Below are 26,598 nucleotides of genomic sequence, written 5' to 3'. Positions count from 1 at the left end.
CTCCTCCTCTACTTCTTCGACCCGGCGAGATCGACGTTGAAGCCCTTCATGAAGATCAGGGCGATGGCGAACACGCAGAGGAAGAGGAGCACGGAGATCGCCGATCCCATGCCGATCTCCACGCGGTTGATGGTGGCGTTGTAGGCGAGGAGCGACAACGTCGTGGTGTCGTTGGCGCCGCCCGTCATGACGAAGACGTTGTCGAAGATGCGGAAGGCGTCCAGGGTGCGGAACAGCACCGCGACCATGATGGCGGCCTTCATGTTGGGCAGCACCACCTTGAACAGGCGCTGCCAGAAGGTGGCCCCGTCGACCTTGGCCGCCTCCTCCATCGCGCTGTCGATCTGGGCCAGACCGGCCAGCAGCAGCAGCGACATGAACGGCGTCGTCTTCCAGATCTCCGACAGGCAGATCGCCACGATCGAGGGCCAGAAGCCGCCGAACCAGTCGAAGCTGTCCGGGACCAGCCCGAAGGTCAGGAGGTTCAGCCAGCCGTTGATGAAGCCGGTGTCCGTGCGGAAGGAGTAGAGCCAGGCGTAGGCCGACACCACCGTGATGATCGAGTAGGGGATCAGCACGATCGTGCGCAGGGTGCGCCTCGGCAGCACCACACGGTGCATCATCATCGCGATGAAGAAGCCGAGCACCAGCTCGACCGCGACGGTGATCACCGTGATCAGCAGCGTCACGAAGAACGCCTTCCACCAGATCGGGTCGGTGAGGATCACCTGGTAGTTGCCCAGCCAGACGACCTCGCGGGCGTCCGGGTCCGTGAGCCGGTAGCGGAAGAAGGACAGGTAGACGGCCTGGATGATCGGCCAGGCGGTCACGGCCAGCATGACGATGAACGCCGGGCCGGCCAGCTTCCAGCCGAGCCTGCGCTCGGCCCTCACCCGGTCGCTCAACGCGGCCTTGGTCGAGGAGCGGGGACGCAGCTCGGTCTCGGTCTGCGTCTCGGTCGTGGTGCTCATAGCAGGGCCTCCCCTCTCAGCACGTCCAGGATCAGGGTGCTCGCGTCGGCGGGTGTGGTCTCGGTGACCGAGCTCGGCGGGCTGAACTCCCGCTGCAGACCGGTGGACAGGTCGCCGTAGTACTGCGTCTGCGGCCGCGGCACCGCGTTGTCCAGGGACTCCCGGATCAGGTCGGCCATCGGGAACTGCTCGGTGACGGCCGGGTCGTCGAAGACGGCCTTGCGGGAGGCCGGGTTGCCGGTGCCGGTCATGTAGAGCGTCTGGTGCTCGACGTTGGTGATGCACTCGGCGGCCTGGTAGGCGAGGTCCGGGTGCTCACCCGCGGCGCCGATGCCCAGCGAGATCCCGCCGTAGGGCGGGGCGGACTCGCCGTCCTCGGTCGTGGCAGGGTAGGGCGCGGCCTCGATGTCGTCGATGAACTCGACCCCGTTGGCCGGGAACGCCGCCCACACGTAGGGCCAGTTCACCAGGAAGCCGCTCGTGGCCGGGTCCTGGAACAGGTTCAGCGCCGCGGTCTCGTCGGAGGTGCCCATCGACGGGCCACCGACCCCGGTGTCGGACACCTTGCGGATCACCTCGGCGGCCTTGCGACCGGCATCGGTGTCGAGGCCGAGCTCGATGTCATCCACGTCCGGGCCGGGGTTGACCAGGATCTCGCCGCCGGCGCCCGCGATCAGCGCGTTGATCCAGACCGTATAGCCCTCGTAACGGTTTGCCTGGACGCCGATGGTGACGTCCTGTGCCTCGGCTGCCTCGATGAGCTGGTCCCAGGTGACGCCCTGGCTCGGGTCGATCCCCGCGGCCTCGGCCACGCTCTTGCGGTACCAGAGCAGCTGGGTGTTGGCCCAGAAGGGGACGGTGACCAGCTCGCCGTTCCACTCCGAGCTGGTGATCGCCGCGTCGACGCGGTCCTCGGTGAAGGTCTCGACCATGTCCCCGGGGACCGGAGCGAGGTAGCCGGCCTGGGCGAACTCGGCGATGAACACCGGGTCGATGCTCATCAGGTCGACGCCCGGGTCCTGGGCCGCCAACCGACGGATCAGCTGCTGTCGCTGGTCGCTGGCGCTGTTGGGCAGGAGCTGCACCTCCAGGGAGTAGGCACCGCCGGCGGCCTCCGTGCACTCCCGCGCGATCTGGGCCTGGCCCTTGCCGTTCGGGTCGGACCCGCCACCGTCGGGGTTGATGTACCAGGTCAGTCGCGTGGTGTCCTCGTTGCCGCCGCAGGCCGTCAGCCCGACCAGCACGCTCGAGGCGCAGAGCGCCACCGCGATCCTGGAGCGTCTTCTGCCTCTGCTCACATCTGGCTCCTTCGTCAGAACGTCTCCAGTTGTGCGGCAGCGGAGCCGTGTCGGGGAGAACCACGGACTTCACCCAGCGCCCAACCGGCGAACCTGTTGTGCCGTAACCCATAGAACACTCTTTGTGTGACCTGCGCCACCGTGCGGGCGCGCGTTGCCGAAGGTTTAGGCTTCAGCCATGCCCGAGTTCCGCTATTCCGACCTCCTGCCGACCGCCCCGGACGAGACGGCCTACCGCCTCCTGACGACCGAGGGCGTCCGGGTCGTCGAGGGTCCGGGTGGTCGACGCTTCCTCGAGGTGGAGCCCGAGGCGCTGCGTCTGCTCACCGAGACCGCGATGCACGACATCGCGCACTACCTGCGCCCGGGTCACCTGCAGCAGCTCCGGAACATCCTGGACGACCCCGAGGCGAGCAACAACGACAAGTTCGTGGCCCTCGACCTGCTCAAGAACGCCAACATCGCCGCGGGCGGTGTCCTGCCGATGTGCCAGGACACCGGCACCGCGATCGTCATGGGCAAGCGGGGCCAGCAGGTGCTGAGCGCCCCGGGCCCGGACGGACCGGTCGCCGACGAGGAGGCGATCTCCCGCGGGGTCTTCGACGCCTACACCACGCTCAACCTGCGCTACTCCCAGATGGCCCCCCTCACCACCTGGGAGGAGAAGAACACCGGCTCCAACCTGCCCGCCCAGATCGAGCTCTATGCCGACACCAAGCCCGGCCACGAGCTCTCCTACAACTTCCTCTTCATGGCCAAGGGCGGCGGCTCGGCCAACAAGTCCTTCCTCTACCAGGAGACCAAGGCCCTGCTGAACCCGCAGCGGCTGATGGAGTTCCTCGACGAGAAGCTGCGCGCTCTCGGCACAGCCGCCTGTCCGCCATACCACCTGGCTGTCGTCCTCGGCGGCACCTCCGCCGAGTTCGCGATGAAGACCGCCAAGTACGCCTCCGCGCGCTACCTGGACGGGCTGCCGACCGAGGGGACGATGGCCGCCCACGGCATCCGCGACCCCGAGCTCGAGGAGCAGATCCACGAGCTGACCCGCAACTTCGGGATCGGCGCCCAGTTCGGCGGCAAGTACTTCTGCCACGACGTGCGGGTGATCCGCCTCCCCCGCCACGGTGCGAGCCTGCCGGTCGCGATCTCGGTGTCCTGCTCGGCCGACCGGCAGGCCCTGGGCAAGATCACCCCGGAGGGCATCTTCATCGAGCAGCTGGAGACCGACCCGGCCAGGTTCATGCCCGAGGAGGTCGACGAGGAGCTCGACGCCGAGGCCCACGGTGTCTCCGGCACCGGCGAGCAGTCCGCGGTGCCGATCGACCTCAACCAGCCGATGGAGGCGATCCTGGCCGAGCTGACCAGGCACCCAGTGAAGACCCGGGTGTCACTCACCGGTCCGCTCGTCGTGGCGCGCGACATCGCGCACGCCAAGATCAAGGAGCGCCTGGACGCCGGCGAGGAGATGCCGGCCTACCTGCGCGACCACCCCGTCTACTATGCCGGCCCGGCCAAGACCCCGGAGGGTATGCCGTCCGGCAGCTTCGGCCCGACCACCGCCGGTCGGATGGACTCCTACGTCGAGCAGTTCCAGGCCGCGGGCGGCTCCAAGGTGATGCTGGCCAAGGGCAACCGGAGCCAGCAGGTGACCGACTCCTGCGCCGCCCACGGCGGCTTCTACCTCGGCTCGATCGGGGGCCCGGCCGCGCGCCTGGCCCAGGACTGCATCCGGTCGGTGGAGGTGATCGAGTACGAGGAGCTCGGCATGGAGGCGATCTGGAAGATCGAGGTGGAGGACTTCCCGGCGTTCATCGTCGTGGACGACAAGGGCAACGACTTCTTCGCTGCCGTGAGCAAGCCGCTGGCGATGTCGATCCCGCTGCGGCCCGGACTGCAGGAGGCACAGCGGTGAGTGGCTTCGGTTGGCAGCGCCACCTCTCAAACGGCGCGCCCCACCAGGGAGACCCAGAGGGGGCGGGCCCGACGAGTGGCACGGGTTTTCAGGATCTCCTCGCGCACAACCGGTCGTACGGGCAGGATTTCAGCCTGGGTGGCTTCGACGGCATCGCACGTGCCGGCGTCGCGATCGTCACCTGCATGGACTCGCGCATCGAGCCCCTGGCGATGGTGGGGCTCACCCACGGTGACGCCAAGATCTTCCGCAACCCGGGTGGCCGGATCACCGACGCGGCCCTCGAGGCGCTCGTGCTGGGCGTGCACCTGCTCAACGTCAGGCGGATCATGGTCGTCCCGCACACCCGGTGCGCGATGACGCAGATGTCCGAGAACGAGCTGCGCGAGAAGATCACCGAGGTCTCCGGGCAGGACGCCTGGTGGCAGCACTTCCACGTGGTCCCCGACCAGCGGGCCGCCCTCGTCGAGGACGTCCACCGCGTTACGAGCCACCCGCTGATCGGTGACCGCGCACAGGTCGGCGGGTTCCTCTACGACGTCGACACCGGCCTGCTGGACCAGCTCGTCTGACCGGGCGCACGCTGACTCGCGATCCACGCCCACCAGGCGCACGGTGTCGCGCGATCCACGCCCACCGAGCGCGCCGTCGAGATCGGTTGGGGCCCGGCGGTCCGGTCAGAGGGCGAGGCGCTCCTGGACGACGGAAGCCAGCCGCTCGGCATACTGCTGGGCGCGCTCGGCCGTGTCCGCCTCGACCATGACCCGCACGAGCGGCTCGGTCCCCGACTTGCGCAGCAGCACGCGGCCCGACCCGTCGAGCTCGGCGGAGGCGGCGGCGACCTCCGACTGCACCGCCTCGTCCTCGCCCACCCGGTCCTTGTCGACGCCCTTGACGTTGATCAGGACCTGCGGCAGACGCGTCATGATGCTGGCCAGCTCGGCCAGCGGCCGGCCCGCGGCGCGCACGCGCCGGGCGATCGCGAGCGCGGTGAGCACGCCGTCACCGGTGGTGCCGTGGTCGAGCATGATCACGTGGCCCGACTGCTCCCCACCGAGGGTGTAGCCCTGCGCGCGCATCTCCTCCAGGACGTAGCGGTCACCCACGGCCGTCTGCACGACCTTGATGCCCTCGCGCTCCATGGCCTGCAGCAGGCCGAGGTTGCTCATCACGGTCGCGACCAGGGTGTCGTGGGCCAGGGTGCCGCGCTCCCTCATGTCGACCGCGAGGACTGCCATGATCTGGTCACCGTCGACGGTGTTCCCGTCGGCGTCGACGGCCAGGCAGCGGTCCGCGTCACCGTCGAAGGCGAAGCCGAGGTCGGCACCACGGTCGATGACGGCCTGCTGCAGACGCTCGAGGTGGGTCGACCCGTGACCGTCGTTGATGTTGAGACCGTCCGGGTCGCCGCCGATGGTGTCGACGGTGGCGCCGGCCCGCTTGAAGACCTCGGGTCCGACGTGGCTGGCGGCCCCGTGGGCGGCGTCGACGACGACGTGGAGGCCGTCGAGCCGTCCGGGCACCGACTCCAGCAGGTGCTCCATGTAGAAGTCCGCGCCCTGCGGGAACGGCCGGATCCGCCCGACCCGGGCGCCCGTGGGGCGCTCCCACTCGGCGTCGAGGCGCCCCGCGATGGCGTCCTCGATGTCGTCGGCCAGCTTGTGACCTCCCCCGGCGAAGAACTTGATGCCGTTGTCCGGCATGGCGTTGTGTGACGCCGACAGCACGGCGCCCATCTCGGCGTCCATCCGCGCGGTGAGGTAGGCGACGGCGGGCGTCGGCAGGACGCCGGCGTTGAGCACGTCGACGCCCGCGGAGGCGAAGCCGGCCATGACCGCGGCACTGAGGAACTCACCGGAGGCCCGGGGGTCGCGTCCGACGACGGCGGCGGCCCGGTGCCCGCCGTAGCTGGTGCCGCTGGAGCCGAGCTCGTGGGCCACGGCGACCGACAGCTTCAGCGCCAGCTCTGCGGTCAGGTCCCGGTTGGCCAGTCCGCGCACCCCGTCGGTGCCGAATAGTCGCGCCACGTCATTCTCCTTCGTCATCTCGGACACCGACGGCGGCGCCCGACAGCACAGCCTAGGACACGCGGAGGGCCCCGACCGGCTTGTGCAGGTCGGGGCCCTCGTAGGCCGCCGAAGCGGCAGGTCGCTCCGGCGTGGAGCGGCCGATCAGCGCTTGCTGTACTGCGGAGCCTTGCGGGCCTTCTTGAGACCGGCCTTCTTGCGCTCGGGGACGCGGGCGTCGCGGCTCAGCAGGCCGGCCTTCTTCAGGGCTGGGCGGTTGAGCTCGGTGTCGACGCCGTTGAGCGAGCGGGCCACGCCAAGGCGGACGGCGCCGGCCTGGCCGGAGGGGCCACCGCCGTGGACGCGCACGAGCACGTCGTAGGCGCCGTCGAGCTCCAGGACGGTCAGCGGCTCGTTGACGATCTGCTGGTGGACCTTGTTGGGGAAGTACTCCTCCAGGGTCCGGCCGTTGATCTTCCACTCACCGGTGCCCGGCACGATGCGGACGCGGGCGACGGCCTGCTTGCGGCGGCCGGTGCCGGCCCCCGGGGCGGAGGCGGAGGGGCGACGGGCGGCCTCGCCGACCGGCGCCTCGGACTCAGAGGTGTACTCGGTCAGCTCGACCTCGTCGGCCTCGACCTCGGTGTTGTTCACAGTCATGTCTGTCACTGTTTCCTTACTGCGCAACCTGCGAGATGACGAACGGGACGGGCTGCTGCGCGGCGTGCGGGTGGCTGTCGCCGGCGTAGACCTTGAGCTTGGAGAGCTGCTGGCGGCCCAGGGAGTTCTTGGGGATCATGCCCTGGATCGCCTTCTCGACCGCGCGGGTCGGGTGCTGCTCGAGCAGCTGGGTGTAGCTCTTGGACCGCAGGCCGCCCGGGAAGCCGGAGTGGCGGTAGGCCTTCTTCTGCTCCAGCTTGGAGCCGGTCAGCGCGACCTTCTCGGCGTTGATGATGATGACGAAGTCACCGGTGTCAACGTGGGGCGCGTAGGTGGCCTTGTGCTTGCCACGGAGCAGGATCGCGGCCTGGGACGCGAGGCGGCCCAGCACGACGTCCGTGGCGTCGATGACGTGCCAGGAGCGGGTGATCTCGCTGGCCTTAGGTGTGTAGGTACGCACGTGTAACCCTCGTGTTCGTGGGAGTGGCATGAGCCGGACCCACCAGGTCGTGGGTTGGCAACAGTCCTCTAGTTTACGGGACCGCCGGGGACGGCTTCAAATCACGCAAGACCGCAGGTCAACCCCCCTTTCACGACCCTCGACGGGCATCATGCACATGTTCTGTGCACAGAGAGTGTGCATACTGGGTGAATGACCGACCCAGAGGAGAGTATGCCGACAGTCGCCGCCGACGGCGGGCCACCGGACCGCGACGGCCGGGCGGGAGCGCGGTCCGCCCGGACTCCCCTGCGGGTCCTGGCCCACCCCCTGCGCAGCCGGCTGCTCGCCCAGCTGCGGGTGCACGGCGCGGCGACCGCCACCGAGCTGGCGGTGGCACTGGAGACGAACACCGGCGCGACGAGCTACCACCTGCGCCAGCTGGCCGAGGTCGGCCTGATCGAGGACACGGGCGGGGGCACCGGCCGCCGCCGGGTCTGGCGGGCGCGGTCCGCCGGCGCCGCGGCCGAGGTGAGCGCCGGCATACCGGACCCTGAGGACCCGGACGACCTCGCCGCCGCCGACTGGCTGGCCCGCGACTACCTCGAGCACTTCACGGACCGGGCGGGCTCCTGGCTGGACGCCCGCACCGAGTGGCCTGCGCCGTGGCAGCCGGTGCTGGGGCTGGAGGACCACCTGGTCCTGGTGACCGCCGAGCAGATGACGGCCCTCCGCGAGGAGCTGGTCGAGGTGCTCGGCCGCTATCGCCGTCTGGGACAGGGCAACCCGCGGGCCAAGCGGGTCTCGGTCTACACGTGTGCGCTGCCTGTGGACCGCCCGTAGGCGGTCGCGGCCCCCCGGCCCACAGACGTTCACTCCCCGGTCACCGACCAGGCCCCGTGGGGTCGCTCGGCGGCTCTAGGTTTCGCCGCGGCACAACTCAACCGAGGAGAGACGATGACCGCACGCCCGAGACGGGTCCACGGCAGCACGGCCGTGAGCGCAGTAGTAGCAGTGGCCATGGCCGGAACACTCGCAGCACCGCTGCCAGCACAGGCCGCAGAGGAGGCGGACCCCACGCACCCGGTCTACCTCGGCCGCACGCACTACACGGGCGAGTTCCACTCCCACACCTCGATCAGTGACGGGCAGGCCCTACCGGTCGACGCCTTCACCCACGTGGCGCAGAACTCGGACGCCGACTTCTTCGGCCTCGCGGAGCACGACGTCACCTTCGACCTGCGCAACGCCGACGACTTCATCACCGACTGGCGGGACGCCGCCTCGGAGGAGTGGCGCTACCTGCACGAGCAGTCGGAGGCGTTCAACGCCGGCAGCGACCTCGAGACGGTCATCGCCGAGGAGCTGACCTGGTATGACGGCACAGGTCACCTCAACGTGTTCAACGCCGACTGGCTCGCGACCGCCAACAGCCCCTCGGGTGGCACCTTCGGGACCGGCAACATCATGTACGACCTGCCGACCATGTATGCCCGGCTCGCCCTGGACCCCGGTGCCGTCGCGCAGTTCAACCACCCGAGCACCACCGGGTGGGGCGACTTCTTCGACTTCAACCACCTGACTCCCACCGCGGATGCCAGCGTGCAGCTGTTCGAGTACAAGACCGCGAGCTACCACAGCCAGTGGATCCTGGCGCTGGACAACGGCTGGCACCTGTCCCCCACGTTCAGCGGTGACGAGCACGCCCGCACCTGGGTGACGAGCAACCCGGCGATCACCGGCATCTGGGCGAGCGAGCACACGGCCGACGGTCTCTACCAGGCCATGCACGAACGCACCACCTACGCCACGTTTGACGAGGACGCCATCCTCCAGCTCGGCGCCAACGGCCAGCTGATGGGGTCGATCCTGCCGGCGGACACGACCGAGCTCACCCTGGACCTCGATCTGACCGACCCCGAGGACACCTTCGCCACCGTCCAGATCTACACGAACGGCGGTGAGGTCGCGGCCGAGTTCACCGACCTCGACACCTCCACCGTCAGCCTGGACCCCGTCCTGCAGGTGACCGACGGCGACTACTACTTCGTCAAGGCGACCCAGACCGACGGCGACGAGCTCATCTCGGCCCCGGTGTGGATCGGCGAGCGGGTCCGCGGCGCCAACTACGCACCCGAGATCACCGTTGCCGACACCCTCCCGGCGACCGCCGCCGGGGGTGAGGTGGTCACCCTGCCCGAGGTCACGGCCACCGACGACAGCGGGGACCAGCCGGAGATCGACATCACGGTCCTCACCGGCTCCGGCGAGCTCCCGGTCACTGACGGGACCTTCACCGTGACCGGCCACGACGACCACTTCGTCGTCGTCAAGGCCACCGACGCCCGAGGGTCGACGGCCGCCGAGCTGATCCGCCTCACCGTGACGCAGGACGACCTCGACCCCGCCGTCGTCTTCCGGCACCAGGGGACGGTCGCCGCGGTCGGCGCCCGGCCCGGCGAGGCGGGCGTCAGCGCGGTCACCGACCGCGCGATCACCGAGGCCTACCTGCAGGTGCTCCCGGCCGACTCCGGCGACTGGTCCGCGGCCGAGACCGTCGCCTCCGACGGAGGCACGATCTTCGAGATGGACCGGGTCGCCCGCGAGGCGGCGACCTACCAGGACTCGATCACCGGTCAGGTGCTGCGCAGCCACGAGTTCGACCTCACCGGCCTGACCGCCGGTGAGCGCTACCAGTACCGTCTGGGCGTCTCACCGGAGGGCGCCTGGACGGAGGTCCGGGGCGAGTTCGTGGCCGGGGGCGAGACCAACGCACCGATCTACGTGATGGGCGACCTCCAGGTCTCCAGCTCCGACCCCGCGGACTACGCGCTGTTCACGTCCATGCTCGACACCGTCCGGGCCAAGCACCCGGGTGGTGACCTGATGGTCCAGATGGGTGACCTGGTGGACCGGGGCGGGCGCGCGGAGTACTGGGACGAGGCCTTCGAGCACGTCCTGGACGGCCTGGACCTGCAGGTCGCCACGATGGTCGGCAATCACGAGACCTACGGTGACAAGGAGTTCCACGACGTCCTCGCCGAGGAGCGCAGCGCGATCTTCACCAGCATGTACAACCTGCCGGACAACGGCTCGGCCGTCGGGGAGTCCTCCTACTCCTTCGACCGCGGGGACATCCACTTCGCGGTGCTCAACTCCAACTACGACCTCGACACCCAGCTCGCCTGGCTCGTCGAGGACATGCGCGCCACGAACAAGGAGTGGAAGGTCGTCCTGGGCCACTTCCCGTACTACGGCGGGAGCCACAGCGACGACGCCGGGATGGCCAACCAGCGGGCCCGGGTCACCGAGACCCTCGACCAGCTCGGCGTCAACCTGCACATCGGTGGACACGACCACGTCTACAAGCGGCACACCGTCTTCGACGGCCGACTGGCCGAGACCCCCGAGGAGGAGGCGGCCGGCACGACCTTCGTGACGACCGGCTCCGCGGGCCCGAAGTTCTACGCCAACCAGGTGAACTGGTGGGACGACGTCGTCTACGACGAGGACCTGCAGACCGGCATGGCCCTCGAGGTCACCGAGGCAGGGCTGCAGCTCACGGCCTACAACAGCGCCGGTGACACGATCGACGACTACACGGTCTCCCGACCCGAGGGCACGTGGAAGCTCAGCTCGGCCCGCATCGCCGGTGACCAGCTCGCCGGTGTCGGGTTCCTGAGCTATCCCGGCGCCGACGTCGAGGACCTGACGGTCACGGCCGTCGCGATGGACTACGCGCAGGAGGAGACCCTCGCGGTCCGTTCCGCCGACGTCACCCTGGACGAGTCGGGCACCGAGCAGTACGTCACCTTCGACGCGCCGCTCCCCGTCGACCCCAACAACGCCGTCCGGCTCCTCGTCTGGGACAGCCTCGGCAACGGCCGGCCCCTGATCCCGACGACCGTGCTGCGCGAGGGCGTGCTCGGGGAGGGCACCGCCGAGGAGCCCTTCGAGGTGCGGACCTGGGCCGACATGGAGAACATCCGGCACGCGCCGGAGGCCCACTACGCGCTGATGAACGACCTCGCTCTCGATGAGCTCGAGCGGAGCCAGGTCGGCTCCGGCACCGAGACGTTCCGCGGTGTCTTCGACGGCCGGGGGCACGAGATCACTGGCTTCCGCGCCGATGCTGACGGCGGTGGCGGTGTGTTCGCGACCAACGAGGGCACCATCCGCAACCTCGCGGTGACGGGCGCGCAGATCGACACCACCAAGGGAACCATCGGGGTCCTCGCGGACTACAACACCGGCACGATCGAGAACAGCTGGACCTCCGGTTCGATCATCGGCCGGGGGCGCGTCGGCGGCCTGGTGGGCGACTCCACCGGAGTCGTGCGCAACAGCTACTCCACGGCCGACGTCCGTTCCCGCACCACCGAGGCGGGCGGTGTCGTCGCCGTCGCCCTGGGCGGCTCCATCACCGAGAACGTCTACTCGACGGGCAACGTCACCTCGGACACCCGCAACGTGGGTGGCGTCGTGGGCTACGGCTACACCGGCACGACCGTGCGCAACGCCATCTCGCTCAACGAGTCGGTGACCGCACCGAGCTACGCGCACGCCGTGGTCGGCCGGGTCCTCAGCGGCAACACCGCCACCCTGGAGGGCAACCTGGCGACCGACGCCTCCTACGTCAGCGTGGAGAGCCTGAAGGACGCACCGGCCGAGACCAACCTCAGGGGCCGCGTGGTGCCGGCCGACACCACGGGCACTCCGGGGCTCTACGCCGACGACCTCGGCTGGGACCTCACCGACGTGTGGGTGTGGGACGACGCGGCCCAGCGACCCCTGCTGCGCGCCAACACCGAGGTCTACGTCGAGAAGCGACCGCCGGGCGAGCCCAACGTCGACGGCTACTACGAGATCGCCACCGCGCAGGACCTCGCGCAGCTGTCCACCTACCGCGCCGAGAAGTACGTCCTCACCGCGGACCTGGACCTCTCCGGTCTCACCGACTACACGCCGGTCGGCGGTCTCGCGCCGTTCACCGGTGAGCTGGACGGGAACGGTCACGTCATCACGGGCCTGACCTCCGCCCGTGGTGGTCTGATCAACATCAACAACGGCACCGTGCGTGACCTCGGCATCGTCGAGGCCGACGTCTCCCTGTCCGGAGGCCGCGTCGGGATCCTCGCCAACGTCAACGGCGGGACGGTCAGCGGGGTCTACACGACGGGCACGGTCACCGGCACCTCACGCGTCGGCGGGGTGGTGGGTGACTCCGCGGGAACCGTGCGGGACTCCTACACCACGGCGACCGTGCACTCGGACTCCACCGAGTCCGGTGGCGTGATCGGTGTGGCCCTGGCCGGCTCGGTCACCGAGCACGTCTACGCCAGCGGCCCCGTCTCGGCGACGAGCCGCAACACCGGCGGCGTCGTCGGCTACGCCTACACGGGGACCGAGATCCGTGACAGCATCGCGCTCAGCCCGAGCGTCACCGCCCCGAGCTATGCCCACCGGTTCCTCGGCCGGGTCCTCTCGGGACACACGGCCACCCTGGAGAACAACTGGGCCGCCGAGACCCTGGAGGCGTCCGTCCAGTCCAACCTCGAGGAGCCCGGTGCGGGCAACTGGTCCGGTGCGACGGCGACGCTGCACCAGACCCGTGACCCGCAGTTCTTCACGGAGACGCTGGGGTGGGACCTCACGGACGTGTGGACCTGGCACGAGGCGGCGGGCCGACCGGTGCTCGTGGCCACGCCGGAGGACTACACCGGTGAGCCGGTCCCACCCCTGCCCGCGCCGGAGCGGCCGGAGCTGGGCCAGGACCCGGCCGACGGTGCCTACCTCATCGAGGAGGCCGCCGATCTCGGTGAGGTGAGCGCCTACCCGGACCAGCACTTCCGGCTGGCCGCGGACCTGGACCTGACCGGCCTGGACGTCCGGATCGCCCCCGAGGGCTTCACGGGCACGTTCGACGGAGCCGGACACCGTCTCAGCGGCTTCAGCTCGGGCACGGGCGGTCTCTTCCCGCTCAACTCGGGGACCATCACGGGCCTGTCCCTGGACGGCACCGTGACGAGCACGGCCAGCAACACCGGCCTCCTGGTGGACGTCAACCGGGGCGAGGTGTCGGAAGTCTCCACGGCCGGCTCCATCAGCGGCGGGTCCACCGTCGGTGGCGTGGTCGGCTACTCCTACGGCGTCCTGCGCGACTCCTACTCCACCGCCGACGTGTCGGCGACGGGCGGGCGTCAGGCGGGCGGGGTCGCGGGCATCACCGGACGCGGCAGCCTCACCGAGAACGTCTACGCCACGGGCCGGGTCGAGGTCGTCGGCACCATGAGCGCGGGCGGGCTCAGCGGCTATGCCTACACCGGCACGACCCTGCAGAACTCCATCGCCCTGAACGAGGCCGTCCTGGCCACCGGCTACGCCGGGCGCGTGGTGGCCCGGGTCCTCTCCGGGGACACGGCCTCGCTGGTGAACAACCTCGGCGCCGAGACCGTCGACGTCAGTGTCGAGACCCAGACGACCGAGGGACCCGAGACGACCAAGGGTGCCACCGTCACCGCGGCGCAGGCGGCCGATCGCGCCACCTACGAGAACGTCCTCGGGTGGGACTTCACCTCCACCTGGGCGTGGGACGAGACCACTGCCCGCCCTGTCCTGCAGCACGAGATCGACTGAGGAGCCCGATCATGAAGCGCATCATCACCTCTCTGGCCGTCACCGGCGCCCTGGTCGGCGGTGGGCTGGCGATCGCCACCTCCGCCTCGGCCACGGACCCCTTCGCCCACCAGGCCACCGTGGACGGAGACCGCGTCGAGGTCTCCGTCGATGGCGAGGCCGCACTGGCGGGTGAGCAGGTCAGCGTCCTCATCCTCGACGGGGACGCCGACCCGGCGGACCCCGCAGCGTCGGACGTCCGCTACGCCAACCAGCTGGTACTGGACGCCGACGGCGACACCACCCTCCGGGTGCTCCTGCCGACGACCGAGCTGGGCGACTACGTCATCGCGCTGAACACCAGCGGGGACACCGAGCGCTATGTCGCGCTGCTCGACGGCTCCGAGCTCCCCGGCGACGGACCGGGCAGGCCCGGACCGCCGAAGAACCCGGGGCCGCCGGAGAACCCGGGGCCGCCGGAGAACCCAGGGCCGCCCGGGAACCCGGGCCGACCGGACACGCCGGGCCGACCGGACACGCCGGGCCGTCCCGGACACGTCACCAGACCCTGACCGGCCGACGGTCCCAGCGCGGGGCGGAGCACCTCGGGTGCCCCGCCCCGCGTTGCTGTTGCCGGGCCGCGGCGCGGCACCCGGATCGCCCTGCGACGTCAGAGGCGCAGCTGCCAACCGCCCTCGAACCCCACGGTGCGGAAGCCGAGCTCGACGTTGATGGCCAGCATGTGCGCGTTCTCGTCGGCGTTCCAGGTGTGGATCCGCTCCACCTCGGGAGCGAGGTCGGCCAGGGCCACCAGGTTTGTGGCCTTGACCAGCATCCCGAGCCGGTGGCCGCGGTGGTCGCCGTGGACCAGCGTGTCGTCCTGGAAGGCGACGGCGGGCAGATCGAGCCTCTGGCTGAGCAGGGTGTAGGCCACCAGGTCACCGCTGGGCACGTGCTCGGCGGCGGTGACGACCTGCAGCCGTCCGACCTCGGCCATCCGTTCGTCGGCGTGCCGCACCCGCTCGGCGTCCCACACCTCCATCTCGCCGTCCAGCCCGCCCAGCGGCACGTCGACACTCATCCGGCTGCGGAGCACCGCCATCCGGTCGCGCAGCTCCGGCGGCGTCACCCCGGCCCAGGTGAGGGGGCGGTATGCCGGACCGGCCGCCTGTGCTGCCTGCTCGGTGAGCCCGGTGGCCGGGCCGGTCGCGTCGGCGACATCGAGCACGCTGTAGCGCTCGACCTGCTCCAGCGCGAAGCCCAGGTCGGTGAGCAGGGTGGACACGGCATCGGCCGGGAGCTCGCCCGCACCGGTGGCTGGTCGGAGCCGCGGTGTCCCCTGAGCAGCCTGGCCGTGGGCGGTCCACGGCTGGACGGTGGTCCGCCCGTCCGCCTCGAGCTGGGGCCGGAGGACCGTCCAGAGCGCCTGCCCCACCCGCCCGACATCCACCCCGGGGTCGAACCCCAGCTCGAGCTCGGCCAGCCCGACGTTGTCGGTCAGCGGCAGGCCGGCAGAGAGGAAGCCGAGCACCCGGTCCGGCTCAGCGACCGTGGAGGCCACCAGGGCGATACGCCGGCGGTAGGGGGACCCGGCCATGGCCACCGCCCACGTGCTGCCGGAGTCGGCCAGGCTCGCGTCGCCGTACGCTGCTGTCATCGCCCGGCTCCCGACCCCGGCGATCGCCTCGGTCAGCACCGACTGCTCCGGCCCGGGGTCGTTGGGCACCCGCGTCACGAGCAGCTCGCCCACCTGTGTCTGGTCCACGGATCCAGTATCCGCGGCCCGGCAACCGTATTTCGGCGACCGTAAGCCGTTGGCTCTGCCAGGGCGCCGTGCGCGGACATACCGCCGCACGGACGACCGCCGGCAACCTCCGGACGGCTGAGGGCCGACCGGACGGATCCGGACGGCCCTCGGTGAGCAGGTGGCTCAGGCCAGCGTCGCGTCCAGCGTGATCTCGACGGCGAGCGCCTGGCTGATCGGGCAGTTCTCCTTGGCGCCCTGGGCGATCTTCTGGAAGGTCTCCTCGTCGAGACCGTCCGCGGTCACGTTGGTGGTCAGGTGGATCCCGGTGACGCCGGTGCCTGCGATGAAGGTGACCTCCGCGGTCGTGCGGACCTCGGTCGGCGGGGTGTCGTTCTTCTTCAGCTCGTTGGAGAACGCCATGGAGAAGCAGGTGGCGTGGGCCGCGGCGAGCAGCTCCTCGGGCGTGGTCGTGGTGTCCGAGCCCTCGGCCCGGGCGTTCCACTCGACCGGGAAGGTCGCGGCCCCCGAGCTGTCCAGGGACGTGCTGCCCTTGCCGGTGAACAGGTCGCCGTTCCAGGTGGTGCTGGCCTTGCTGACAACAGGGTTGGGCATGGGTGGCTCCTCGTCTCGAGATGGGGCTCCGCGGGCAGCGGGCCCGTCTCCTGCACCGTAGCGCCTCCCCCACCGGACATCATCCGCGGGACCGCGGTCGCCTCCGTCCCTCCGGCTGTCAGTCCGTGGTCGCCTCCGTAGCCCTCCGGCGACACGACAGTCGGGGGCCACACGGATAATGGCTCAGCGTGGTGGCCGTCCTGCAGGGATTCTGGCTGATCGCGGTCGTCATCGCGGTCGGCTGGGTCATCGCACACACCCGGCTGTTCGGACGCGACGGCCAGCAGCTGCTGGCCAAGCTGACCTTCTGGGTCGGCTCCCCGGCGCTGCTCTTCCTGGTCGTCGCGGACTCGGACGTGGGCGTCCTCTTCTCGGGGTTCCTGCTGGCGACCGCGGCCGGTGTGATCGTCACGGCCGGGGCCTACCTGGCGTTCGCCCGGTTCGTGCTGCACCGCCCGCTGCCGCACGCCGTGATGGGCGGGATGAGCGTCAGCTACGTCAACTCCAACAACCTGGGCGTGCCGATCGCCATCTACGTGGTCGGGGACGCCTCGTGGGCGGCACCGATCCTGCTCATGCAGCTGCTGGTGCTGCAGCCCCTGTGGCTGGCCGCCCTCGATGCGACCGGCCGGGGACAGGTCTCGGTCCGGCGGCTCCTCCTCTCACCGCTCACCAACCCACTGACGGTCGGCAGCCTGCTGGGCCTCCTCGTCGCGGTGACCGGTGTCGAGCTGCCCGACCTGGTCCGCGCCCCGATCGACCTCATCGCCGGGCTGGCGATCCCGGGGATGCTGCTCGCGTTCGGCATCTCGCTGCGCCTCTCGCCCGTCCCGCGCGGCAGGGGCAACCTGGTCGAGCTGGGCGGCATGGTGCTGCTCAAGCTCGGCCTGATGCCGGCGGTCACCTGGCTGGTCGCCGGCCCCGTCCTGGGCCTGTCCTCCCAGGAGGTGCTTGGCGCGGTCGTCATGGCCTCGCTCCCCACCGCGCAGAACGTCTTCATCCTCGCCGTGGCCTACCGCCGCGGAGAGAGCCTGGCGCGAGACAGTGTCTTCGCCACGACGGTGCTGGCGATGCCGGCCATGCTGCTCGTGGTCCATCTGATGGGCGCCGGCTAGGGGCACCCACCCGGCCCTGGTCGGAACACCACCGTGGAGCGCACCCAGGGCGCCGTCGTCCTAGCGCTGGACGAACACCGCCACGGTGCGCGCCGGGACCGACACCGTCCCGGAGCCGGCCTCCCAGACGGACCCCTTGACCACCTCGTCCGAGCCACCGGCCTGGACCGGGGACAGGGAGAGGTGGGCACCCGCCATACCGGGCAGGACCTGCTCGACCGGCTCGTCGCTGGCGTTGAGGACCACGACCAGGCCGTCCAGCGCCGGGTCGGTGTCCGCGCCCACGGTGTCGTCGATCCGCATGACGATCACGCCGTCGTGCGCGTCCGGGGTGCCGGACACCGGGAAGGAGACCTTGTCGCTGATCGCCGCGGCCGTGCCGAGCCGGAACAGCGGCGTGGAGGAGCGCAGCTCCAGCAGGTCCTGGGCGGCGGCCGAGGCCGTCGCGATGTCCTCCGGGGAGGGCTTCAGCGCCGGGTCGGCCAGCAGCGGGCGCTGGTAGTCCCACTTGGCGCCGTTGTCGGCCTCCGGCGGCAGCCCACGCCCGAAGCCGTTGTCGGTCATCGTGAGGTCGAGCAGGTTGAACCAGTCGCCGCTGTCGTAGGAGTTGCGGTCCAGGCTCTTGCTGCGCAGCAGGTCGGCGCCCGCGTGCCAGAACGAGGGGCTCTGGCTGAGGGTGACGGTCGCCAGGGACAGGGTGTTCATCCGCACCCGGTCCGCCATCGATGTGGCCTGCGGCAGCTTCAGCGTCAGCGCGTCGAAGAGCGTCTCGTTGTCGTGGGCATCGACGTAGTTGATGATCTCGTCGGGGTCCTCGGCATAGGCGGCAGGGGCCCCGTTGTAGTCCAGCTCGACCCCGCGGACGACCTCGCCGGTCTCGGCGCTGCGGAACGCGAAGTCCCGCAGGTTGCCGGCCAGCCCGATCTGCACCAGGTCGGTGTCGTGCGCCAGCGAACGCTGCTGGGTCGCCTCGTCACCGTTGACCGGTGCGCCGTTGGGGTCGGTGAACTGCCCGGAGCCGAAGCCCTGCCGGCGTGGGTCCTCGTCGAACGGGCCACCGCCCCGGACCGCGTCGCGCAGCCGGTCGTTGAAAGTGCCGATGCTGGTCCCGGCGAGCTGGCCCTGGACGGCCTGGTGGAACAGCCGGTTGCCGGCGACCTCCCCGAAGTTCCAGCCCTCGCCGTAGAGGGTGACGGCCGAACCGTCCACTCCGTCCTCGTCCACGGTCAGCTCATCGAGAGCCGCCCGCACCGCCTCCATGGTGTCCCGCGAGTGGTGACCCATCAGGTCGAACCGGAACCCGTCGACCTTGTAGTCACGGGCCCACAGCACGACCGAGTCGACCATCAGCTTCTGCGCCATCGCGTGCTCGGTCGCCACGTTCTGGCAGCAGGTGGACGTCTCGACCGCACCCATGGCGTTGAGCCGGTGGTAGTAGCCGGGCACGACCCTGTCGAGCACCGACTTCTCCCCCTGACCCGACTGCGCCGTGTGGTTGTAGACCTGGTCCAGCACGACGCGCAGGCCGGAGTCGTGCAGCCCGCCGACCATGGTGCGGAACTCCGCGACGCGGGCGCCGCCGTGGGCCGCCTCGGGCGTGGAGGCGTAGGACCCCTCCGGTGCCAGGAAGTGCCACGGGTCGTAGCCCCAGTTGAACGCGTCGGACCCGGCCTGCGCCTTGATGCAGGCCTGCTGCTCCGGGCTGTCCGGGGCGAGGGCCTCCAGGTCACAGTCCGGGGTGGTCTGTGCGGCGGGGTCCTCCTCGATGGAGGCGATGTCGAACGTCGGCAGCAGGTGCACGGTGTTCAGGCCCGCCTCGGCGAGCGCCTCGAGGTGCCGCGTGCCGTGGCTGTCGTCGGCGAAGGCGAGGTAGGACCCGCGGTGCTCCTGAGGCACGTCGGGATCGCTGAGCGAGAAGTCCCGCACATGCAGCTCGTAGATGGTCTGGTCGACCTCGTCGGCGAGGACCGGTGCCTGCGTGGTGCGCCACAGCTCCGGCTGCAGGGCCGGGTCGTCCAGGTCGACCAGGACGGACCGGGTCGAGTTGAGCGTCAGCGCGACCGAGTAGGGGTCGGTCACCAGGTTCGTCTCCACCTCCCCCGTGCTCGGCGCGAAGACCTCCACGGCATAGAGATAGTGACGGCCCGCCCAGTCGCGGTCGCCCTTCGCCGACCAGCTGCCGTCCTGGGCACGCGCGAGGTCGACCCGCTGCGCCTCCTCGACCGGTGCCTCGGCGGCCGCGTCGGCCGGCCACAGGAGCAGGTCCACGTCCTGCGCGGTCGGTGCCCACAGGCTCACCGTGGGCCGGCCCGCCTGCCAGGTGGCGCCCAGCTGCGTGTCCAGCGCCTCGGCATACAGGCTGTCGAGGACCCCCGGGATCTGCACGCCGGTGGCATCCATGAGTCGCCCGAGGTCGTCGTAGAGCGCGACGGCGACCTGACCCCGCAGGATCTCCCCGACCTCCTTCGTGGTCTTCCGGTCCAGCCGCAGCGACAGGTAGTCGGCCAGCTCCGGCCGCTGCGCCACGACGTCCTCGGGCAGGCCGGCCGGGTCGTAGGTGAGTGGGGCCGACCGACCGCCGGTGACCGCCTCCGCGTCGACCGCCAGGCCACCGTCGGGTGACCAGTGCAGACGCCAGTCCAACAGCGCCGGGTCAGTTCCAGCCGGCACCGCGTCGGCGGGCCAGGCGAGGAGCCCGGGTGCCAGCCAGTGCGCCTTGGCGGCCGTCAGGTCCGGGGCCACCCCCGCCTCCGAGGTGCTGACGCTCACCTCGTGGGTGGCCAGGACGTAGGTGATGGTCAGCACCACACCGTCGCTGGGCACGCTCACCGGGACATTGCTGCCGGGGTAGCTCTCGTCCCAGCTGAGGCCGTGGGCGACCTTGAACTCGTAGTTGCCGGCCGGCACCTGCGTGCTGGACCAGGTGTAGGTGCCGTCGCCGTCCGGGTCCTGCAGCCAGGGCAGCATGCAGTCCGGGGACCAGTCCCCCGGGCAGCCGAGCTCGGACTGGAAGCTGCCCGGAGCAGTGAGGACCGGGCCCTGCGCGTCGCTGGTGATCCAGTGCGTGGCGTGGTCGTAGTAGAAGGTGACCGGCCCGCCGGGTGCGGTGTAGGGGATGTCCGCGCCGCCCGGCGCGCCGCCCTGGCCGTAGTTCTCGTCCCAGCTCTTGTCGACCGCCGCCTTGTAGGCGTAGTCACCGGCGGGCAGGTCGTAGGTGCCCTTCCAGATCTGGTCGTTGGCGTCCAGGGTCAGCTGGGCCTGGTCGCACTCGGGCTGCCAGTCCCCGGGGCACCCCATCTCGGAGTTGTGCGAGCCGGGCGCGGAGACGAAGTCGGGCTGGGTGATCGGCCCGATGGGGCCCGGGGCCTCCCCACCGCCCCCGCCGGACTCCGCGCCGACGCGTGCCCAGGAGGAGTCGACCGACAGGTTGCCGGTGGCGTCCTGCAGGATCGCGCGGTACTCCAGCAGCGTGCCGTGCGGCACCGCGGTGACGTCGTGGAAGACGCGGTAGGGGGCGTTGTCGTCGGTGCCGAGGGCGGTCCACTCGTGTGTCCCGACGGGTCGGTAGGCGAAGGTGACCTGCGCAAAGACGTTGTCCGGCGTGGCCGCACCGATCTCCGCACGACCGCCCACCGTGCCGCCCGACGGCTCGGTGAGGTAGACCGCGGGGGCGTTCGGGGACGTCTTCAGCCTCGCGCCCTGGTAGACCTCGACGGACAGCGGGGCCACCTCGACCTCGACGCGGCCGAGCCGGTCCGTCCTGACCTTCCCGGTGTCGCCGTAGATGCCTCTGAAGGTGCTGTGAGCGGCATAGGTCGGGACGACCGCCGTGGCCGGCTCGGTCGAGTTGTTGGCCACGACGAGGTACTCCACCTGCTCGTCCGCGTCGACCCTGCTGACCGCGAAGATCCCCTCCTGTGCCGAGGCGTAGCGATGGATCTGCGCGCCGTCCACCAGGGCCGGGTGCTCCTGCCGGAGGTCGGCCAGCGCGGCGATCTGACGGTAGAGCGGGTGCCTGGTGTCGTAGCGGTCCATGCTGCCGGAGGGGGCGGCGATCACCGGTTCCTCGGCATACTGCGGCACCTGGGTGGCGAACAGGTCCTGCCGGGCGTCCTTGTCCCCGCCCGAGCCGATGAGGCCCTGCTCGTCCCCGTAGTAGACGACCGGCTGGCCCCGGGTGAGGAACATCAGCTCGTTGGTCAGCTCGACTCGGGCCTGCAGCTCCGCACCCGTGAAACCTGCACCGGCGAGCATCATCGCCGCGCGGCCCATGTCGTGGTTGCCGGTGAAGGTGGGCAGCTGGTAGGCGTTGGAGTCGGCATCCGTGTAGTAGTCGTCCATCGCGTAGAAGTCGCGCAGACCGGTCGTCGCGGCACCCTTGGCGAAGTCCAGGGAGCGTCCCTGGAACCCGAAGTCGATGGTGGCCGGCAGCGCGCCGGTCGTGGTGTAGCGGCTCATGAAGCGGGGATCGCCGTCGAAGACCTCGCCGAACATGAAGAAGTCGGCGTTGCCCTCCCGCGCGGACTCCAGCACCCGCGGGCTGAACTCCTGCCAGAACTCCATGTTGACGTGCTTGACCGTGTCGACACGAAACCCGTCGATGCCGAAGTCCGCCCACGTGGAGTAGATGTCGACCATGCCGTCGACCACCTCGTGGCGCTCGGTCCACAGGTCGTCCAGGCCGACGAAGTCGCCGTAGGTGCTGGACTCGCCGGCAAAGGTCGAGTCGCCGCGGTTGTGGTAGAGCCGCGGGTCATTGAGCCACTCGGGGACCTTGGCGGTCGCGTCCTGCTCGGTGCGGAAGGTCGGGACGTAGGGAAAGGACGTGGCCGGGTCGACCTCGGGGAACTCGTCGGTGCCGGCGTAGTCGGCGTCGTCGAAGACCTCGCCCGTCGCGGTGCGGTAGGGGCTGGCCTCCTTGGAGACGTAGGCGCTGCTGTCGCCCTCGTAGTCGATGACGTCGGCGGTGTGGTTGGTGATGATGTCGAAGTAGACCTTCATCCCGCGCGCATGGGCGTCGTCGATCAGCGCCCGCATCTCGGCGTTGCCACCCAGGTGGGGGTCGATCTGGGTGAAGTCGGTGATCCAGTAGCCGTGGTAGCCGGCACTCGCGTCGGCGCCGCTGCCCTGCACCGGACGGTTCGTGAAGGAGGGCGTCAGCCAGATCGCGGTCGTGCCCAGCCCCTGGATGTAGTCCAGCTGCTCGCGCAGACCAGCCAGGTCACCGCCGTGGTAGAAGCCCTTGTCGGTGGGGTCGAAGCCGTGGTCCAGGCGGTCACCCTCGATCCCGCCGCGGTCGTTGCCCTCGTCGCCGTTGGCGAAGCGGTCGGCCATCACGAAGTAGAACTGCTCGGAGGTCACCGGCTTGCGCAGGCTGTCCCCGGCGAGGGCCCGGTCCTCGTCAGTGACGTCACCGGCCAGCGCGGTGGGGGTCACCGAGTAGGCCTGCGTCTCGTCGTCGTAGCCGAACGCGATCGTGGCGGGCCCCTCGAGCACCAGCGGCACGTTGGCGGCGGGATGGCTCTCGTCCCAGCCGCCGTCCAGGGCGATCTTGAACTCCCAGTCGCCCGCGGGCACCTCAAAGACACCGGAGTATGCCGTGCCCTCCGGATCGATCAGGTCCAGCCGGGTGGCCGGGCACGCGGGGTCCCAGTCGGCACCGCAACCGAGCTCGTCCTGGAGCGAGCCGACCAGGGTGACGGTGCGACCGGGCGCCTCGTCGGCGAGCGCGGTGGGGCCTGCGGCGTGGGTGGCGCCGGCGGCGTGGGTGGCGCCGGCGAGCGCGGTGGGGCCTGCGGCGTGGGTGGCGCCGGCGACCGGGGTGGCGCCGGCGACCCGCAGGGTGTCTGACGGGACCGCGGCTGCGGGAGCGAGGGCGGCGGTCGCGGCGAGGGCCGAGGCGGCAAGGGCGGCGGACAGCAGGCGAGCCATGGGATCTCCGTTGATCGAGCACAGGGGCGGCGTGTGGGGGCCGTCGGTCAGCCTAGGGCGACGCCCGCAAAAGCGCTACGAGTTCTGCAAGATTTTGCATTCTCGTGACCTGAGGACCGCCATGGCGTCGCCGGCGGGATGTCAGTCGCCCTTGACGTTGACGACCTGACGCAGCGTGTGCCGGATCGTCACGAGGTCGGCCGCGTCCGCCATGACCTGGTCGATGTCCTTGTAGGCAGCCGGGATCTCGTCGAGGAAGGCCTTGATGTCGCGGAACTCGATGCCGACCATCGCCTCGCGGAGCTGCTCGCGGGTGAACCTCTTGCGCGCGGCCGTGCGACTGAACTGGCGCCCCGCGCCGTGCGGGGCAGAGCAGAGTGACAACGGGTTGCCGAGTCCGGAGACGACGTAGGACCGGGTGCCCATCGAACCCGGGATCAGCCCCGGCTGACCCTCGCGCGCCTCGATGGCGCCCTTGCGGGTGACCCAGAGGGTGCGACCGAAGTGGCGCTCCTGCTCGGTGAAGTTGTGATGGCAGTTCACGCGTTCCTGCTCGACCACCGGGACGTCCAGGAACTCGGAGAGGCAGGCCAGGACCCGGTCCATCATCTCGTCCCGGTTGAGCAGTGCGTAGTGCTGCGCCCAGCGCAGCTCACCGAGATAGGCCGCGAACTCCTCGGTGTCCTCCACGAGATAGGCGAGGTCGCGGTCCGGCAGCCGGATGTGCCCCTTCCGGCACAGCTCGCGGGCGACCCCGATGTGGTGGCGGGCGATCTTGTTGCCCACGCCCCGCGATCCGGAGTGCAGGAAGGCCCACACCCGGTCCTGCTCGTCGAGGCTCACCTCGATGAAGTGGTTGCCGGAGCCCAGCGTGCCCAGCTGCAACCGCCAGCGCCCCGCACGCTCACCCGGCTCGAACCCCGTCTCGGCCGCCAGGGTCTCGAGCTCCGCCACGCGCGGCTCGGCCGATGCGTGCACCGTGCGGTTCGAGACGCCCGCCGACAGGGGCACGGCCCCCTCGATCGAGGTGCGCAACGGCGTCAGCGACCTGCCGGCGAGGTCGTCAGCCGTGAACTGGGTGCGCACCGCGATCATGCCGCACCCGATGTCGACCCCCACCGCCGCAGGGATGACCGCCCGCTCAGTCGGGATGACGGAGCCGACCGTGGCGCCCAACCCGAGGTGCGCGTCGGGCATCAGCGCAACGCGCGGGTGGACGAACGGCAGGAGGGACGCGCGCAGCGCCTGCTCGCGGGTCTGACCCTCCAGCACGCTCGCCCAGCTGATCAGTCGCTCAGTGATCCGCTCCATGACCCTCCTCCCAAGCCGGCCGCGGGGCGCCTGGTGGGCCCGGGGACACCCCACCACCCTCAGCGTCGCAGGATCCCGCGGCCCGCACGACTGGTTGACGCACCACCGGTGGGATCGCCGACACGCCACGGCACGCTGGCTGGCGCTCGCGCTCACGTCCCGTCCAGGCCCATCCGCTGAGACACGCACACCCTCGCACAGTCGGCGTCGCACCCAGGTCAGCCTGCGAGCAGGTGCTCCAGGTGCCTCTCCAGCGGGCTCGTTCCCGCAGCCCTGTCGAGCAGTGCCGAACCGGCACCCTCCCCCGCCCCGCCGCTGGGGGAGCCCAGGTCGGTCGGCTCCGTGCGCTGCCCACCGACTCGCCCCCGCGTGGGCAGCACGGGTGGTGGGTGGCAGTCGTAGGTGTGCCCGGTCGGCGTGGTGATCCTGATGACCACCGAGCCGTCCGGCAGCGTGACCGGCCGATGTCGCCAGCCGGTGGCTTCCTTGGCGTAGTTGCATGCCTCGCACAGTCCGGCGCCGTTGGTGGGGTCGGTCTCACCGCCAGCTGCCCAGGGGACCACGTGGTCCGCGTGCCGCACGGGCGCGTCACACCACGGCGTCCGGCAGACCTGGTCCCGGGCAACGATGAACCGGCGAACCGCCCCGGTGAACCGGCGGCGTCGTCGGTCCTGACCGGTGACCACACCGGTCTCGGGATCGGCATACAGCCGGCCCAGCCACACCAGCGCCTCGTCCCGGGCCCGGTCCGACCCCGCGCCACCGGTCGGGTCCACCCCCGTCCCGCCGGTCGGGTCCACCCCCGTCCCGCCGGTCGGGTCCGCCCACGCGCCAACGGTCGCGCCCGTCGCCCGGCCACCGGGCGCGCCCTGACCGACAGACCCAGCTGCGGAGACCCGCCCGCCGCTGGCGACCAGGTCACGCGCATAGGGCGCCGGCACCGGGCCGAAGCCCTGAAGGCGAGCGGCCTCCTCGGAGGCCCCCATCAGCGCCCGGTCGCTCATCACCAGGCCGACCTCGATGGGCACCCGGTCGGCCTCGGCCTGCCCGGTTAGTCGCTGCACGAACAGGTCGGCGCGCAGCTGGTCCATGGACCGCTCGTCACCGGTCGCCCGCAGCGCCTTGGCCGCCGCATCCAGGGAGGCGTAGCAGGCGACCCCCTGGGCGACGGGAAGGTAGCCGGAGACCATCGACATCACGTCTGGTGCCGGACGGACGGTCACCCGCCGGTCCCGCGCTGCCCGGCGGCCACGATTCGTGAAGGCGTAGGGGTCGAGCTCATAGGCCTTCGCACGGGCCGCGGCCACCAGCTCCTTGTCCGAGGCCTGCTCGAAGCGGCCGGCCAGGTGCGCGTCGACCAGACCACGGTGCTCACGCGACAGGCAGGCAGTGGCGGCAACCACCTTGGTGGCCGTCCACTCGGGCACCAGACCCGCACTCGTCCCCTCGTGCAGGTGCGGCATCTCGGTGACCACCGCCCGAGCGAACCCCACGTGCCGCGAGCCCGCGTGCGGCGACTCCCTGCGCGCCAGGGCCAGCTGAGCGCTGATGCCCTTGTCCGCACGCGAGGGAGGCGCACCGGCAGCAACCGCCTCGTCGCGCAATGTCTCGGTCGCGACCACGGTGACCCGCGCCTGAGCCGCCGACAGCGCGTTCTTGGCCAGCTCCAGGCCGTGGAGCAGGTCGCACAGCTGGGCGCCGCTCTGCCCTGCCAGCGCCTCCAGGTCACCACCGTCGGTCAGCCTGGACAGCCACCCGCGCACCTCCTGGTGCTGCAACGTCTCCCCCATCGCCCCTCCCCAGGACCGTCACCGTCGTCGACCTCGTGACTCACGTTAGCACATGTGTACGTCTCCTGACCTTTGTGTGGGTGTTTCGCCGTTGGATCGGGACCCGTGCAGGGGCGGGAGCGAAAGGGGTTGACGTGTGACGCGCACGTCGTGTTGTCCGTAGGTTCGGGATTGCTGAAGTCCTCGATCCG

Annotated in this window: 16 protein-coding genes; 6 read left to right on the top strand and 10 right to left on the bottom strand. The window is 70.6% G+C overall.

Annotation, left to right across the window (positions count from 1 at the left end):
- Positions 1–8: 8 nt before the first annotated feature.
- Both DA085_RS06365 and DA085_RS06360 read right to left on the bottom strand, forming a co-directional pair.
- The gene (locus DA085_RS06365) at positions 9–971 is read right to left on the bottom strand and encodes a carbohydrate ABC transporter permease (RefSeq protein ID WP_109472129.1); all 963 of its coding nucleotides are present in this window, start codon (positions 969–971) and stop codon (positions 9–11) included.
- A complete protein-coding gene (locus tag DA085_RS06360) occupies positions 968–2,269 on the bottom strand; it encodes an extracellular solute-binding protein (RefSeq protein ID WP_109472128.1) in 1,302 nt (433 codons plus the stop codon). Before DA085_RS06360 ends, DA085_RS06365 begins: the two co-directional genes overlap by 4 nt.
- Before the next feature lie 178 nt (positions 2,270–2,447).
- Here DA085_RS06360 and DA085_RS06355 point away from each other — a divergent pair, with 178 nt between their 5' ends.
- Together DA085_RS06355 and DA085_RS06350 are read left to right on the top strand one after the other, a co-directional pair.
- Positions 2,448–4,181, top strand: a complete 1,734-nt coding sequence (locus DA085_RS06355) for a fumarate hydratase (protein WP_109472127.1) — start codon at positions 2,448–2,450, stop codon at positions 4,179–4,181.
- Positions 4,178–4,753, top strand: a complete 576-nt coding sequence (locus DA085_RS06350) for a carbonic anhydrase (protein WP_109472126.1) — start codon at positions 4,178–4,180, stop codon at positions 4,751–4,753. The genes DA085_RS06355 and DA085_RS06350 overlap by 4 nt, the downstream gene beginning before the upstream one ends.
- Before the next feature lie 105 nt (positions 4,754–4,858).
- Here DA085_RS06350 and glmM read toward each other — a convergent pair whose 3' ends face one another.
- The 3 genes from glmM to rplM form a co-directional block, all read right to left on the bottom strand.
- Positions 4,859–6,208, bottom strand: a complete 1,350-nt coding sequence (gene glmM, locus DA085_RS06345; protein ID WP_109472125.1) for a phosphoglucosamine mutase — start codon at positions 6,206–6,208, stop codon at positions 4,859–4,861.
- A 144-nt stretch (positions 6,209–6,352) separates the two neighbouring features.
- Positions 6,353–6,847: a 30S ribosomal protein S9 gene (gene rpsI / locus DA085_RS06340; RefSeq protein WP_202619128.1), complete on the bottom strand. Its 495-nt coding sequence runs from the start codon at positions 6,845–6,847 to the stop codon at positions 6,353–6,355.
- A gap of 16 nt (positions 6,848–6,863) precedes the next feature.
- The gene (gene rplM, locus DA085_RS06335) at positions 6,864–7,307 is read right to left on the bottom strand and encodes a 50S ribosomal protein L13 (RefSeq protein ID WP_109472123.1); all 444 of its coding nucleotides are present in this window, start codon (positions 7,305–7,307) and stop codon (positions 6,864–6,866) included.
- A 192-nt stretch (positions 7,308–7,499) separates the two neighbouring features.
- Here rplM and DA085_RS06330 point away from each other — a divergent pair, with 192 nt between their 5' ends.
- The 3 genes from DA085_RS06330 to DA085_RS20880 all read left to right on the top strand — a co-directional run bounded on the left by DA085_RS06330 (position 7,500) and on the right by DA085_RS20880 (position 14,473).
- Positions 7,500–8,129 carry an ArsR/SmtB family transcription factor gene (locus DA085_RS06330; RefSeq protein WP_237565339.1) on the top strand — a complete coding sequence of 210 codons (630 nt, stop codon included), beginning with the start codon at positions 7,500–7,502 and terminating at the stop codon, positions 8,127–8,129.
- Positions 8,130–8,306: 177 nt separating this feature from the next.
- A complete protein-coding gene (locus DA085_RS06325) occupies positions 8,307–13,922 on the top strand; it encodes a metallophosphoesterase (protein ID WP_154402119.1) in 5,616 nt (1,871 codons plus the stop codon).
- A gap of 11 nt (positions 13,923–13,933) precedes the next feature.
- Positions 13,934–14,473: a hypothetical protein gene (locus tag DA085_RS20880; RefSeq protein ID WP_154402118.1), complete on the top strand. Its 540-nt coding sequence runs from the start codon at positions 13,934–13,936 to the stop codon at positions 14,471–14,473.
- Positions 14,474–14,571: 98 nt separating this feature from the next.
- Here DA085_RS20880 and DA085_RS06315 read toward each other — a convergent pair whose 3' ends face one another.
- Together DA085_RS06315 and DA085_RS06310 are read right to left on the bottom strand one after the other, a co-directional pair.
- Positions 14,572–15,666 (bottom strand): GNAT family N-acetyltransferase, encoded by a 1,095-nt coding sequence (locus DA085_RS06315; protein WP_109472119.1) that lies wholly within the window; start codon positions 15,664–15,666, stop codon positions 14,572–14,574.
- Positions 15,667–15,831: 165 nt separating this feature from the next.
- Positions 15,832–16,260, bottom strand: a complete 429-nt coding sequence (locus tag DA085_RS06310; protein ID WP_109472118.1) for an OsmC family peroxiredoxin — start codon at positions 16,258–16,260, stop codon at positions 15,832–15,834.
- A 188-nt stretch (positions 16,261–16,448) separates the two neighbouring features.
- On the opposite strand from DA085_RS06310, the gene DA085_RS06305 reads away from it, so the two are divergent.
- Positions 16,449–17,375 (top strand): AEC family transporter, encoded by a 927-nt coding sequence (locus tag DA085_RS06305; RefSeq protein WP_109472117.1) that lies wholly within the window; start codon positions 16,449–16,451, stop codon positions 17,373–17,375.
- 60 nt (positions 17,376–17,435) lie between these two features.
- On the opposite strand, the gene pulA is transcribed toward DA085_RS06305, so the two are convergent.
- From pulA to DA085_RS21540, 3 genes are all read right to left on the bottom strand, one after another.
- On the bottom strand, positions 17,436–23,306 hold the full coding sequence (gene pulA, locus DA085_RS06300; RefSeq protein WP_109472116.1) for a pullulanase-type alpha-1,6-glucosidase: 5,871 nt from the start codon (positions 23,304–23,306) through the stop codon (positions 17,436–17,438).
- Between the two features lie 141 nt (positions 23,307–23,447).
- Positions 23,448–24,617: an RtcB family protein gene (locus DA085_RS06295; RefSeq protein ID WP_109472115.1), complete on the bottom strand. Its 1,170-nt coding sequence runs from the start codon at positions 24,615–24,617 to the stop codon at positions 23,448–23,450.
- A gap of 218 nt (positions 24,618–24,835) precedes the next feature.
- Entirely contained in the window at positions 24,836–26,407 is a 1,572-nt protein-coding gene (locus DA085_RS21540; RefSeq protein ID WP_109472114.1) for an HNH endonuclease, read from the bottom strand.
- Positions 26,408–26,598: the final 191 nt, after the last annotated feature.

The organism is Ornithinimicrobium cavernae (genome assembly GCF_003121625.1).
GTDB classification, from domain to species: domain Bacteria; phylum Actinomycetota; class Actinomycetes; order Actinomycetales; family Dermatophilaceae; genus Ornithinicoccus; species Ornithinicoccus cavernae.
Note: the sequence above shows the minus strand (reverse complement) of the source record. Positions and strands in the feature narration are given on the sequence as shown.